Below are 13,128 nucleotides of genomic sequence, written 5' to 3'. Positions count from 1 at the left end.
CTCCTCTTCGGCTCCTCTTCGGCTCCTCTTCGGGAAGACACTCTTCGGCAAGACACACCGTGCAGGTCACAACACACCGGGATCGGATCCCGGCGTGTTGTGACCTACTCGGTGTGTTGCGGCGTCAGGTGCGGGTGACCTGGCCGGCCTCGACGTGCCAGCGCTCGTCGAGGCGGACGTTCTCGAGCAGCCGGCGGTCGTGCGAGACGAGCAGCAGGGCCCCGTCGTAGGAGTCGAGCGCCTCCTCGAGCTGCTCGATGGCGGGCAGGTCGAGGTGGTTCGTCGGCTCGTCGAGCACGAGGAGGTTGACGCCCCGCGCCTGCAGGAGCGCCATCGCGGCCCGGGTGCGCTCGCCGGGTGACAGCCGCCCCACGGCGCTGCCGACCTGGTCGGCCTTGAGCCCGAACTTCGCGAGCAGCGTGCGGCGGTCGGCCGGGTTGAGGTCGGGCACGGCCTCGCCGAACGCGTCCCCGAGCGGCAGGTCGTCGCGCAGGCCGGTACGGGCCTGGTCGATCTCGCCGACGGCGACGCTCGCGCCGAGCGAGGCGCCACCCTCGTCCGGGGCGAGCCGACCGAGCAGGAGCGAGAGCAGCGTGGTCTTGCCGGCTCCGTTGGGCCCGGTGATGCCGATGCGCCGACGGGCCTCGACCTGCAGTGACGCCGGACCGAAGGTCCAGTCACCCCGGCGCACCACGGCCTCGTTGAGCGTGGCCACGACCGAGCTCGAGCGGGGCGCCGCCGCGATGGTGAACTGGAGCACCCACTCCTTGCGCGGCTCGGCGACCTCGTCGAGCCGAGCGATCCGCGACTCCATCTGGCGCACCTTGCGCGCCTGCTTCTCGGCCGAGTCCTGCTGGGCCGAGCGCCGGATCTTGTCGTTGTCGGGGCTCTTTTTCATCGCGTTGCGCACGCCCTTGGACGACCACTCCCGCTGCGTGCGAGCCCGCGCCTCCAGGTCGGCCTTCGTGCCGGCATACGCCTCGTACGCCTCGCGGGCGTGCCGGCGGGCGACCTCCCGCTCGTCGAGGTAGGACTCGTAGCCGCCGTCGTGGACGGCGACCGAGTTCTGCGCGAGGTCGAGCTCGACGATGCGCGTGACGCAGCGGGCGAGGAACTCGCGGTCGTGCGAGACGAGCACGACGCCGCCGCGCTGGCCGTGGACGAAGGCCTCGAGCCGGTCGAGGCCGGCGAGGTCGAGGTCGTTGGTCGGCTCGTCGAGGAGCACGAGGTCGAAGCGGCTCAGCAGCAGCGCGGCGAGCGCCGCGCGTGCGGCCTGGCCACCGGACAGCGAGGTCATGAGGGCGTCCGGCCCGACGTCGAGGCCGAGCTCGGCGAGCATCGGCGGGATGCGGTCGTCGAGGTCGGGCGCACCGCTGACGAGCCAGTGGTCGAGCGCGACGGCATACGTCTCGTAGGCCGTCGGGTCGTCCCCGCCGAGGGCGGCGGCGGCCTCCTCCATGGCGAGGGTCGCGGCGGTCGCGCCGGTGCGGCGGCCGATGTGGTCGGCGACGGTCTCGCCGGGCACGCGCTCGTGCTCCTGCGGCAGCCAGCCGACGAAGGCGTCGGACGGCGCGGTCGTCACGGTGCCGCCGAGCGGCTCGGACTCGCCGGCGAGCAGACGCAGCAGCGTCGACTTGCCCGCCCCGTTGGCGCCGACGACCCCGACGACGTCGCCCGGGGCGACCGTGAGGTCGAGGTGCTCGAAGAGGGTCCGGTGGGCGTGGCCACCGGCGAGGTCCTTGGCCACCAGGGTCGCGCTCACGCTCACCAGCCTAGGGGCGCCCGGCGGGTGCCTCGTTCACACCGGGTGGACGACGACGAGGTCGCCCTCGATGAGCTGGTCGACGCCCTCGGGCACCTCGATGAGGCAGGTGGCCGCGGCGAGCGCCGTGAGGTGGCGGGCGTCGGGCGCGCTGACGGTGCCGTCGTCGTGGAGCACGCTCGTGACGAACTGGACGCGCCCTGCGCGCGTGCGACGCGTCCTGCCGACGTATGCCGCCCGGCCGGGTCGCGTCGCCGGCACCCCGTGGCGTCGGTCGAGGGCCGGACGCACGAGCACGTGGAAGGCGACGAACGCGCCGACCGGCGTCCCCGGCAGGCAGACGACCGGCGTGGACCCGTAGCGGCCGAGGCCCTGCGGACCGCCGGGCTGCATCGCGAGATGGACGAAGTCGAAGGTCGGCAGCGGCTCGCAGACCTGACGCACGACCTCGTAGGCGCCGGCGCTGACGCCACCGGTCGTGACGACGAGGTCGACGGCGGGGTCGGCGTCGAGCCCGTCGAGCAGGGCGCGCAGGTCGCCGGGCTCGTCGGAGCAGACGTCGACGTGCCGCACCTCGCAGCCCGCGGCCTCGGCGAGCGCGGCGACCATGTCGGAGTTGGACTCGTGGATGCCTCCCGCGCCGGGGTCGGCGTCCGGCGGGGCGAGCTCTGCGCCGGTCGCGATGACCGCGACCCGGGTCGGCACGTGGACCTCGACCGTCGTGCACCCGGCCGAGCGGCCCAGGGCGATGAGCGCGGCCGTCACGGCGGTGCCGGCGGACGCGATGACCGACCCGGCCGTCACGTCCTCACCACGGGGACGGACGTGCTGGCCCGGTGCGGCATCGAGGTCGACGAGCACCCGCGACGGCGCGGGCCCGGTGGGGCTCGCGTCGGTGCGCTCGACCGGGACGACGGCGACGGTGCCCAGCGGTACCCGCGCTCCGGTCATGACCCGGGCCGCCTCGCCCGGCGCCAGCACGAAGTCGGGGGCCGACCCGGCGGGCACGTCCCCGACCACGGGGAAGGCGCGCTGGTCCGGCGCACCCGGGCACACGGCATACCCGTCCATGGCGGACGCGTCGAAGCGCGGGAGGTCGTCGGCCGCGACGAGGTCGGCGGCGAGCCGGCGGCCGGCGGCGTGCCGGTCGAGCGTCACGGTCTCGGTCGGGCCGTCGCCGAGGAGCCGCGCGACGGCGGCCCGGTGATCGGCGACGGAGACGTGACCCACGCGCGCCAGTCTGTCGCATCGGGTGCCGGTACGTTGAGCCGCATGGCGACCGCTGACGGCTTCCGGCTCGACGGGGTGCTGCTCGGCGTCGCGACCGCCGCCACGCAGGTCGAGGGTGGCGACGTCGACAGCAGCTGGAGCGACTGGGCCGACCGACCGGGCACCATCGCCGACGGCTCCAGCCCGCGGCGCGCGACCGACCACTGGCGACGGTGGCGCGAGGACACCGAGCTGATGGCCTCGCTCGGCGTGCAGGTCTATCGGATGAGCGTCGAGTGGGCCCGTCTCGAGCCGCGCCCCGGCGGTTGGGACGACGCAGCCTTCGCCCGCTATCGCGAGGAGCTGGAGCTGCTGCGCGACAGGGGGATCCGCCCTCTCGTGACGCTGCACCACTTCAGCCACCCGCTGTGGTTCGAGCGCGACGGCGGGTGGCTCGCACCCGGCGCGCTCTGGGTGTGGGAGCGGTTCGTCGCCGAGGTCGTGACGCGGCTCGGCGACCTCGTCGCGGAGTGGGTGACGATCAACGAGCCGAACGTCTACGTCACCGGCGCCCACGTGTTCGGCGACTTCCCGCCGGGCCACCGGAGCCTCCGCGAGGGCATGCGGGTCTACGGCGTGCTCGCGGCCGCGCACATCCGGGCGTACGCCCTCATCCACGCACTGCGACCCGCGCCGGACACGATGGTCGGGGTCGCCCACCACCTGCGGCTCTTCCGGCCGGGCAACCCGCGCAACCCGTGGCACCGAGCGCTGACGCCCGTCATGCGCCACCTCTTCCAGGACGCGATCGTGCGGGCGATGACGACCGGCGAGTTCGCGGCGCCGCTGCGCCGGCCGGGCGGGATCACGCCGGGGCGCTACGCCGACTTCTTCGGTCTCAACTACTACTCCCGGACGACGGTGACGCGCTTCGACGACGGCACGCCGCCGGGCGTCCCCGTCAACGACCTCGGCTGGGAGGTGTATGCCGCCGGGCTGGGAGAGACGGCGCGGTGGGCCTGGGAGACCTACGGGCTCCCGGTCTGGGTCACCGAGAACGGCACGTGCGACGCCGCCGACGCCTTCCGTTCGCGCTACCTCTGGGAGCACCTCTCGGTCGTGAGCGACGTTCGGGCCCAAGGCGTTCCGGTCGAGCGCTACTACCACTGGTGCTTCGTCGACAACTGGGAGTGGAACGAGGGCGAGGGGCCGCGGTTCGGCCTCGTCGCCCTCGACTACGAGACGCAGGAGCGCACGGTCCGCGAGTCGGGTCGGTTCTTCGCCGAGATGGTCCGCGAGGGCGGTGCGACGGCTGACATGCACGCGAGATACGTTGCGGGACAGGACTACCCGGTGAGCCGGGTCGAGGCCCACCGCCGCTGAACAACCGCAACGGTTCGCGCCACCCGGAGCCGTCCGAGCCACCGTCTCGGGCGCGCGCCACCCGTGAGCCGGTGGCTCGGTGCCCCCAGGGTGGCTCGGCGCGCACCGGGCCGCGGCGTCAGCACTCGATGACGTTGACGGCGAGGCCGCCGCGCGCGGTCTCCTTGTACTTCACCTTCATGTCACGGCCCGTCTCGCGCATCGTCTTGACGACCTTGTCGAGCGAGACGACGTGCGAGCCGTCGCCGCGCAGCGCGGTGCGGGCCGCGGTGATGGCCTTGACGGAGGCGATGGCGTTGCGCTCGATGCACGGGATCTGCACGAGGCCGCCGACGGGGTCGCAGGTCAGGCCGAGGTTGTGCTCCATGCCGATCTCGGCGGCGTTCTCGACCTGCTCGGGCGTGCCGCCCATGACGGCGGCCATCGCGGCGGCCGCCATCGAGCAGGCCGAGCCGACCTCGCCCTGGCAGCCGACCTCGGCGCCGGAGATCGAGGCGGTCTCCTTGTAGATGACGCCGATGGCGCCGGCGGTGAGCAGGAAGCGGACGATGCCGTCCCGGTCGGCGCCGTTGACGAAGTTCGCGTAGTAGTGCAGCACCGCGGGGATGATCCCGGCCGCGCCGTTGGTCGGGGCGGTGACGACGCGGCCACCCGAGGCGTTCTCCTCGTTCACGGCGAGCGCGTAGAGGGTGATCCAGTCCATGCCGCGCAGGGGGTCGTCGCTGTTGGCCTCGAGCGAGAGGCGGCGGGCGAGCTCGGGGGCGCGGCGCCGCACGCGCAGGCCGCCGGGCAGCACGCCCTCGGTGGCGATGCCGTTGCGCACGCACTCCTTCATGACGCGCCAGATCTCGAGGAGGCCGTCGCGGACCTCCTGCTCGGTGCGCCACGACAGCTCGTTCTCGAGCATGATGCGGGCGATCGACTTGCCCGTCTCCTTGCAGTGGGCGAGCAGCTCGTCGCCGGTGCGGAAGGGGTGCGCGACCGGGGTCGAGTCCTCGACGATCTTCGTCGACCCGTCGGCGTCCTCTCCGACGACGAAGCCGCCGCCGACGGAGTAGTACGTGTGCTCGGCGACGGTCGCGCCGTCGGCGTCGAGCGCGGTGAACGTCATGCCGTTGGGGTGCAGCGGCAGCGTCTTGCGGCGGTGCAGCGTGAGGTCCTCGAGCTCGATGAAGGCGATCTCGTGCTCGCCGAGCAAGCGGAGGCGCTTCGTCGCGCGGATCTCGGCGAGGCGCCCCTCGACGGCGCGCGGGTCGCACAGCTCGGGCCGCTCCCCCGTGAGACCGAGGAGGACGGCCTTGTCGCTGCCGTGCCCGTGTCCGGTCGCGCCGAGCGAGCCGAAGAGCTGCGAGCGCACGCGTGCGACCCGGTCGATGACTCCCTCGTCGCGCAGCCGCTCCGCGAAGAGGGCGGCGGCCCGCATCGGGCCGACGGTGTGCGAGCTCGACGGCCCGATGCCGACCGAGAAGAGATCGAAAACGCTGAGCGCCATGGAGTCCTGACTTCGTGTCGTCGTTGACGGCTGCCGCCCGGGGTGGTGGGCGATCCGCTCGAGCCTACGTCCCGGGGGCACCGGCACGCACATGCGTGGATTCCGGCCCCCGGGACCTCCCGGACGGGCAGCTCCCAGCCACGGCACCTACAGTCGAGGAGTGCCCCAGGTCAGTGCCGACGTCCACGTCCCGCTCCCGCCGCCCGTCGCGCGGGCGCTGGCCGCGTCGGTGGGCGAGCCGGCGCTCCGGCTGCCTCCGCACGTGACCCCGGAGCCCGTCGCGTGGCGCTTCGACGCGGAGGACGACGGCACGCTTGTCGTGCTGACGCTGGCGTATGCCGTCGACCCGGGTTGGGTGCGCTCGATCACCCACGAGGTCACCCAGTGGTCGCTCGCCAAGCAGCTGCGCACCCACCTCGCGGCGCTCGCGGACGCCGGCGGCGATCCGGCGCGGGTCGAGCGCGCGCGCTCGAGCGCGGGTGAGGGCTGAGTGCAGCAGCCGCGCTGGGTCGACGCCGCCACCGTGCGCCGGAACCTCTCGCCCGACCGCGCCCGGCGGCTCATCCGTCGCGAGCTCGCCGACGGTCTCGACCCGGCGTCGGACCCGCCCCGGCTCGCCGCGGGGGTCGGTGACGGCCAGCTCCTCGTCATGCCGTCGGCGAACCGCCGCACGGCCGGGGTCAAGGTGCTCACCGTCGCGCCGGGCAACCCGGCGCGTGGTCTCGACCGCATCCAGGCGGTCTACGTCCTCATGGACGCCGACACCCTCGCCCCGTCGGTGCTCGTCGACGGCACGGCCGTCACGTCGCTGCGCACCCCGGCGGTGTCCGCCGTCGCGATGGATGCGCTCGCCCCTTCCGAGGTCGAGTCGGCCGTCATCTTCGGCAGCGGGCCCCAGGCGCTCGGTCACGCGGAGGCGTTGCTCGCCATCCGGCATACGACCTCGGTGACTGTGGTCGGCCGACGAGGTGACGCGGCGCGTGCGACCGCGCAGCGGATCTCGGGGCTCGCGTCGACGCACGCGCTCACCACGCGTGGGCTCACCGTCGACGACCCTGAGGTCGAGGACGCCGTCCGCGGGGCGCAGGTCGTCGTGACCGCGACGTCGGCGGCGACGCCCGTGCTCGGCGACGACTGGGTCGCCGACGGCGCGTGCGTCGTGGCCATCGGGTCGCACGAGCCGCACCGCCGCGAGCTCGGGTCGGCGCTGCTCGGGCGCTCGCTCGTCGTCGTCGAGGACATCGGCACGGCGCACCGCGAGGCGGGCGACGTCATCCTCGCCGCCGCGCAGGGCGCCATCGACTGGGCCGACGTGCGCACCCTCGCCGAGGTCGTGCTCGGCCGGGTCGAGCGGGCGACGGACCGCCCGAACGTCTTCAAGAGCGTCGGCATGGCGTGGCAGGACCTCGTCATCGCCGAGCACGTCGCCCGCCCCTGACCCTCGAGTGAGCGCCCAGTCCCAGTCGAGTGGCCCCGCTCTCCCACCCGAGGCACCTCCCCATCCGTCGAGTGGCCCCGTCGTCACAGGCCGGTGGTGTGACGACGGGGCCACTCGACGGGAGGTGGCGACACCGGGTGTTGCGGGAGTGACGGCGAGGCCACTCGAGTGGGGTGGGGCGCTCACTCGAGTTGAGGGGCGGGGGCGGTGTCAGGCTGTGGGGCTGGTCGCCACGACCTCGTCGATGGGCTGGTAGCCGTCGTTGAAGGGGAGGATGCGGCGGGCCGTCGTGTCGGGGTGCTCGACGACCGCGCGGATGACGTGGGCGACGTTGTCACGCGAGACCTTGCCGGCCTCGACGCCCTCGCCGGTCTCGATGTGACCCGTGGCCGCGTCGGTGGTGAGGGCGCTCGGGCGCAGGATCGTCCACGCGAGGTCGGTGCCCTGGAGGTGCTCGTCCGCGGCCGCCTTCGCCTCGGCGTAGGCGTAGAAGCCGTTGTCCTCGGGGACACCGTGGTCTGGCCCGGCGCCGAAGTAGGACACCATGACGTAGCGCCCGACGCCGGCCTGTCCCGCGGCGTCCATCGAGCGGATCGCCGCGTCGCGGTCGACGGCATACGTCCGCTCGGGACTGCCACCGCCGGCGCCCGCTGACCAGACGACGACGTCGCTGCCGCGGACGAGGTCGGCGATCTGCTCGGTCGTGGCGTGCTCGACGTCGAGCACGGCTGCCGTGGCACCGGTCGCCTCGACGTCGGCCACGTGGTCCGGGTTGCGCACGAGCGAGGTGACGTCGTGACCGTCGGCGACGAGCAGCGGGGCGGCGAGCAGTGCGACCTTGCCGTGGCCGCCGATGAGGATGACGCGGGACATGACTCTCCTGGGGTTCGGGGACGGGGTCTCGTCAGGTCCAACGCCATCGCACCCCTTGCGTATGCCGCAGGCCCGGCCGGGAGCGCGACCGGGCCTGCTGCACGTGCTGGGGTCAGTCGCCTCGGCGACCGATGAGCCAACCGATGACGACCCCGATGGCGGCAGCCGCTGCGTAACCGGCATACCGCTGGACCAGCACGGGCATCACGGCCGAGCCGAGGTCGAGGGGGGCGTCCTCCTCGACGGAGGCCGGGACCCTGCGCGGGGGCGGCGGCTGGTGCGCCGCCGGAGCGGGCGCGGCTGCCGTCGTGCCGGCACGGCTCGTGCCGGTGTCGGCTGCGAGCGCGTCGGACGCCGTCTCGACGAAGCCGCCGGATGGCGCCTCCGCTGCAGCAGCGGCCGTGGCCGGCACCGGCACCGGCGCCGCCTCGGGAGCGGCCTCCGGACCGGTCAGCTGCTTCTCGATGCACGCGACGAACGCGCCCAGCAGCTTGTCGGACACGTCCTGCATGACGCCGCGGCCGAACTGCGCCGGCTTGCCGGTGACGGCGAGGTCGGTGACGACGTCGGCGCGGGTGCCGTCGCCGTCGGGGCTCAGGGTGATCGTCACGGTCGCGCCGGCCGTGCCGTTGCCCCGCTTGTCCTTGCCCTTGGCCTCGATGACGGCGTGGTGCGCCGCGTCGTCGCGCTCGACGAACGAGCCCGACCCGGAGTAGACGAGCGCGATCGGCCCGAGCTTGACCTTGACCGTGCCGGAGAAGCCGTCGTCGGTCACCTCCGTCACGGTCGCGCCGGGGAAGCAGCTGCCGACGCGCTCGAGGTCCATGAAGAGGGCCCAGGCGTCGTCGACCGAGGTCGGCACGGTGAAGGAGTGCGTCAGGTCCATCCGGGCATCACGCTCCTGCCGCGGCGAGGACCGCGCGCCGCGTCAGCACCGTGGCGAGGTGCTTGCGGTAGTCGGAGTCGCCGTTGAGGTCCGACGGCGGGTTGGTGCCGTCGGTGACGGACGCGACCGCCGCGCGGACCGCCTCGTCGGTCGCGGGCTGCCCGACGAGGGCCTCCTCTACCGAGCGGGCGCGCAGCGGGGTCGAGCCCATGTTGGTCAGACCGACGCGGGCCTCGGCGATCGAGCCGCCCTCGCTGCGCACCGTGGCCGCGACGCCGACGATCGACCACTGGTGGCTGACGCGGACGAACTTCTCGTAGTGCGCGCCCCAGCCCGTGTGCTTCGGGACGCGGATCTGGGTCAGCAGCTCGCCCTCGCCGACGGCCGTCGCGAAGAGGTCCTCGAAGAAGTCCTCCGCCGCGACGGTGCGGGTCGAGCCGTCCGCTCCCGCGATGACGAGCTCGGCCTCGAGGGCGAGCGCCGGCGCGCCGACGTCACCCGCCGGGTCGGCGTGCACGAGCGCGCCGCCGATCGTGCCGCGGTGGCGGATCTGCGGGTCGGCGACGGTCTGGATCGCCTTGGACAGCAGGGCCGCATGGGTCGACACGGCCTCGGAGGCCAGGACGGCGGCATACGTCGTCATGGCTCCGATGACGAGGTGGTCACCGTCCTCGCTGACGCCCTGCAGCTCGGAGATGCGGCCGAGGTCGATGACGACCCCGGGCGCGTTGAGGCGCATGCGCAGGATGGGCAGCAGCGACTGGCCGCCCGCGAGCACCTTGGCGTCGTCGCCGTGCTCGGCGAGCGCCGCGACGGCCTCCTGGACGGTCGTGGGGGCGAGGTAGTCGAACTGGGCGGGGATCATGCCTGGCTCCCTTCGGTCGCGGCGCCGGGATCCTGGTTGGGCACGCCCTCGTCGAAGTGCGGCTGCGCCTCGCGGTCACCCTCCGTCGAGACCGCGCGTCCGGCCTGGATGGCCTTCCACACGCGCTCGGGAGTGCACGGCATGACGACGTCGTCGACGCCGAGCGGTCGCACCGCGTCGACGATCGCGTTGACGACGGCGGGCGTCGAGGCGATCGCGCCGGCCTCGCCGACTCCCTTGGTGCCCAGGGCGGTGTAGGTCGAGGGCGAGGTCGTGTGGTCGGTGACGAAGCTGATCGTGTCGGCCGACGTCGGCAGGGTGTAGTCGACGAACGAGCCGGTCACGAGCGTGCCCTGGTCGTCGTACTCCGCGCCCTCCCAGAGGGCCTGCGCGATGCCCTGGACGAGACCGCCGTGCACCTGTCCCTCGACGATGAGCGGGTTGATGATGACGCCGATGTCGTCGACGCAGACGTACTTGCGCATCGACGTCGCCCCGGTCTCCGTGTCGACCTCCATGGCGCACAGGTGCGTGCCGTGGGGGAAGGAGAAGTTCTCGGGGTCGAAGGTGGCGTCGGAGTCGAGGCTCGGCTCGACGCCGTCGGGCAGGTTGTGGCCGGTCCACGTCGCGAGCGCGACCTCAGGCATGCTGACGCCCTTGTCGGTGCCCTTGACGCCGAAGCGACCGCCCGTGAACTCGATGTCGTCGACGCTCGCCTCGAGCAGGTGCGCTGCGACGACCTTGGCCTTCTCGATGACCTTGTCGGCGGCCCGGACGACGGCCTCGGCTCCCACGACGAGGGAGCGCGAGCCGTAGGTGTCCATGCCCTTGGACGAGATCTGGGTGTCGCCGTGGAGCACCTCGACGTCCTCGAAGGGGACCCCGAGCCGGTCCGCGACGATCTGGCTCCAGGCCGTCTCGTGGCCCTGGCCGTGCGGCGAGACGCCCGTGAGGACCTCCACCTTGCCGGTGGCGAGCATCCGGATGCTGGCGCTCTCCCAGCCGCCGGCGCCGTAGTTGAGCGAGCCGAGGATGCGGGACGGCGCGAGGCCGCACATCTCGGTGAAGGTGGAGATGCCGATGCCGAGCTGGACCGGGTCGTTGCTCTCACGCCGGCGCTTCTGCTCGGCGCGCAGCTCGTCGTAGCCGAAGAGGTCCTTGGCCTTGGCGGTCGCGGCCTCGTAGTTGCCGGAGTCGTACGTCATGCCGGCGACCGAGGTGAAGGGGAACTCGTCGTGCGTGATCCAGTTCTGCTCGCGGACCTCGAGCGGGTCGCGGCCGAGCTCGGCCGCGAGCTCGTCCATCATGCGTTCGATGGCGAAGGTCGCCTCGGGGCGACCGGCCCCGCGGTAGGCGTCGACCCACGTCTTGTTCGTCAGCAGCGTCCGCACGGTGAAGTGGTAGGCGGCGAACTTGTAGATGGAGTTGAACATCCACGCGCCGAGCACCGGCACGCCGCCGCCGACGACGCCGACGTAGGCGCCGAGGTCGGCGAGCAGCTCGACCTTGAGGCCGGTGACGGTGCCGTCCTTGCGGGCGCTCAGCGTCAGCTTCTGCCACTGGTCGCGCCCGTGGTGTCCGGAGAGGAGGGACTCGCTGCGGGTCTCGGTGTACTTGCACGGCTTGCCGAGCCGTCGGGCCACGGCGATCGTCGCGAACTCCTCGGGCGTCGTCTGGAGCTTGCCGCCGAAGCCGCCGCCGACGTCGGGGGCGATGATCCGCACCTTGGACTCGGGGATGCCGGTGGTCGCGGCGACGAGGAAGCGCAGGATGTGCGGCACCTGCGTCGAGGTCCAGACCGTCATCTGCTCGCCGGTCGGGTCGCACACCGTCGACCGCGGCTCCATGAAGGCGGGGATGAGCCGCTGCTGACGGAACTCGCGCTCGATGACGACGCCGTCGTTGCGTGCGGCGGCGATCTCGTCCTCGACATCGGTGCCCGACCCCTGCGCGGCCGAGTCGAGGGTCCACACGGCGGAGGTGTTGGTGCCGAGGTCGGGGTGCGCGAGCACCTCGTCCTTGACGGCCTCCTTGAGGTCGAGGACCGCGGGCAGCTCGTCGTAGTCGACGTCGACGAGCTCGGCGGCGTCTCGCGCCTCGGCTGCAGAGCGGGCGGCGACGACGGCGACGATCTCGCCGGCACACGCGACGTGGTCGACGACGACGGGCAGGTGGTTCGGTGTCTTCTGCTCGGCGTTGAGCGGCCACGCGTTGGCGATGGCGCCCTGCACGTCCTTGATGTCCGCGCCGGTGACGACCCCGACGACACCCGGGGCCTTCCTCGCCTCGTCGGTGTTGATGGCGGTGATGGTGGCGTGGGCGAAGGGGCTGCGCACCATGGCGAGGTGCAGCATGCCGGGGAGCTGGATGTTGTCGGTCCACCGGGTGCGGCCGGTGATGAGGCGCTGGTCCTCCTTGCGGGCGCGCGCCTTGCCGATCTCGGGTGTGGCGGCGTCGGCCGCCCGGTCCTCGGTGATCGTCATGACGACACCGCCTGCGAGCTCGCCGAGCTTGCCGAGCTCGCGGAGCTGGCAGCGCCCGCGCCGCTCATGGCGCCGGCCGCCTGCTGCACGGCCTTGACGATGTTGTGGTAGCCGGTGCAGCGGCAGAGGTTGCCCTCGAGACCCTCGCGGATCTCCTGCTCGCTGGGGTCGGGATTGTCCTTGAGGACGTCACACGCCTGCATGATCATGCCGGGGGTGCAGTAGCCGCACTGGAGGGCGTGGCACTCGTGGAAGGCCTGCTGGACCGGGTGGAGCTCACCGTCCGTGGCGAGCCCCTCGATCGTCGTCACCTCGTGGCCGTCCGCCTGGACGGCGAGGACGTTGCACGACTTCACGCTCGTGCCGTCGAGGTGCACGGTGCAGGCACCGCAGTTGCTCGTGTCGCATCCGATGACGGTTCCGGTCTTACCGAGGCTCTCGCGAAGGTACTGGACCAGAAGGGTCCTGGGCTCGACCTCGTCGGAGTAGCTCACCCCGTCGACGGTCATGTTGATTCGGGTCATGCTGTCGGTCCTCCTGCCACGCTGCAGTTGACATCGTTGACTTCCCCACGCGCAGTCTTACTCGCGTTCAACTACTGCACAAGGGCAACGGGAAGAACCCTCCACATCCGCAGAGCCTCCCCGGAGCAACCCCGGAGCATCCGCATCCGATCCCCCAGCCGGCCGACCCCGCGGCCACAGCGTGACCCGGCTTTTGGCGGCATACGGCATGGG

General features: G+C 72.7%; 11 protein-coding genes. 3 read left to right on the top strand and 8 right to left on the bottom strand.

The genetic code is table 11. The annotated features are described in order from the left end of the window. Positions 1–124 precede the first annotated feature (124 nt). Both ACSSS0_RS11820 and ACSSS0_RS11815 read right to left on the bottom strand, forming a co-directional pair. Entirely contained in the window at positions 125–1,762 is a 1,638-nt protein-coding gene (locus ACSSS0_RS11820; protein ID WP_487228113.1) for an ABC-F family ATP-binding cassette domain-containing protein, read from the bottom strand. A gap of 36 nt (positions 1,763–1,798) precedes the next feature. Then, entirely contained in the window at positions 1,799–2,992 is a 1,194-nt protein-coding gene (locus tag ACSSS0_RS11815; protein WP_487228112.1) for a molybdopterin molybdotransferase MoeA, read from the bottom strand. Positions 2,993–3,034: 42 nt separating this feature from the next. On the opposite strand from ACSSS0_RS11815, the gene ACSSS0_RS11810 reads away from it, so the two are divergent. Beyond that, the gene (locus ACSSS0_RS11810; protein WP_487228111.1) at positions 3,035–4,354 is read left to right on the top strand and encodes a glycoside hydrolase family 1 protein; all 1,320 of its coding nucleotides are present in this window, start codon (positions 3,035–3,037) and stop codon (positions 4,352–4,354) included. Positions 4,355–4,472: 118 nt separating this feature from the next. Here the strand turns inward: ACSSS0_RS11810 and ACSSS0_RS11805 are convergent, their stop codons facing one another. Further along, positions 4,473–5,846 carry an L-serine ammonia-lyase gene (locus ACSSS0_RS11805; protein WP_487228110.1) on the bottom strand — a complete coding sequence of 458 codons (1,374 nt, stop codon included), beginning with the start codon at positions 5,844–5,846 and terminating at the stop codon, positions 4,473–4,475. A gap of 160 nt (positions 5,847–6,006) precedes the next feature. Here ACSSS0_RS11805 and ACSSS0_RS11800 point away from each other — a divergent pair, with 160 nt between their 5' ends. Then, positions 6,007–6,336, top strand: coding sequence for a hypothetical protein (locus ACSSS0_RS11800; protein WP_487228109.1), 330 nt, complete (start codon positions 6,007–6,009; stop codon positions 6,334–6,336). Next, a complete protein-coding gene (locus ACSSS0_RS11795; protein WP_487228108.1) occupies positions 6,337–7,284 on the top strand; it encodes an ornithine cyclodeaminase family protein in 948 nt (315 codons plus the stop codon). A gap of 210 nt (positions 7,285–7,494) precedes the next feature. Here the strand turns inward: ACSSS0_RS11795 and ACSSS0_RS11790 are convergent, their stop codons facing one another. The 5 genes from ACSSS0_RS11790 to ACSSS0_RS11770 form a co-directional block, all read right to left on the bottom strand. Further along, positions 7,495–8,157 carry an NAD(P)-dependent oxidoreductase gene (locus ACSSS0_RS11790; protein ID WP_487228107.1) on the bottom strand — a complete coding sequence of 221 codons (663 nt, stop codon included), beginning with the start codon at positions 8,155–8,157 and terminating at the stop codon, positions 7,495–7,497. 112 nt (positions 8,158–8,269) lie between these two features. Then, on the bottom strand, positions 8,270–9,043 hold the full coding sequence (locus ACSSS0_RS11785) for an SRPBCC family protein (RefSeq protein ID WP_487228106.1): 774 nt from the start codon (positions 9,041–9,043) through the stop codon (positions 8,270–8,272). Positions 9,044–9,050: 7 nt separating this feature from the next. Further along, positions 9,051–9,908, bottom strand: a complete 858-nt coding sequence (locus tag ACSSS0_RS11780) for an FAD binding domain-containing protein (protein ID WP_487228105.1) — start codon at positions 9,906–9,908, stop codon at positions 9,051–9,053. After that, entirely contained in the window at positions 9,905–12,391 is a 2,487-nt protein-coding gene (locus tag ACSSS0_RS11775; protein WP_487228104.1) for a xanthine dehydrogenase family protein molybdopterin-binding subunit, read from the bottom strand. Before ACSSS0_RS11775 ends, ACSSS0_RS11780 begins: the two co-directional genes overlap by 4 nt. Then, positions 12,388–12,915, bottom strand: coding sequence for a (2Fe-2S)-binding protein (locus tag ACSSS0_RS11770; RefSeq protein ID WP_487228103.1), 528 nt, complete (start codon positions 12,913–12,915; stop codon positions 12,388–12,390). The genes ACSSS0_RS11775 and ACSSS0_RS11770 overlap by 4 nt, the downstream gene beginning before the upstream one ends. Positions 12,916–13,128: the final 213 nt, after the last annotated feature.

Source organism: Terrabacter sp. R4-6 (assembly GCF_057529065.1).
This window is presented reverse-complemented; position numbering and strand designations above follow the sequence as displayed.

Excerpts from the sequence above, each read along its gene's own strand:
- ACSSS0_RS11810 (WP_487228111.1), top strand. The coding sequence starts at position 3,035 with ATGGCGACCGCTGACGGCTTCCGGCTCGACGGGGTGCTGCTCGGCGTC.
- ACSSS0_RS11805 (WP_487228110.1), bottom strand. The coding sequence starts at position 5,846 with ATGGCGCTCAGCGTTTTCGATCTCTTCTCGGTCGGCATCGGGCCGTCG.
- ACSSS0_RS11790 (WP_487228107.1), bottom strand. The coding sequence starts at position 8,157 with ATGTCCCGCGTCATCCTCATCGGCGGCCACGGCAAGGTCGCACTGCTC.
- ACSSS0_RS11785 (WP_487228106.1), bottom strand. The coding sequence starts at position 9,043 with ATGGACCTGACGCACTCCTTCACCGTGCCGACCTCGGTCGACGACGCC.
- ACSSS0_RS11780 (WP_487228105.1), bottom strand. The coding sequence starts at position 9,908 with ATGATCCCCGCCCAGTTCGACTACCTCGCCCCCACGACCGTCCAGGAG.
- ACSSS0_RS11775 (WP_487228104.1), bottom strand. The coding sequence starts at position 12,391 with ATGACGATCACCGAGGACCGGGCGGCCGACGCCGCCACACCCGAGATC.
- ACSSS0_RS11770 (WP_487228103.1), bottom strand. The coding sequence starts at position 12,915 with ATGACCCGAATCAACATGACCGTCGACGGGGTGAGCTACTCCGACGAG.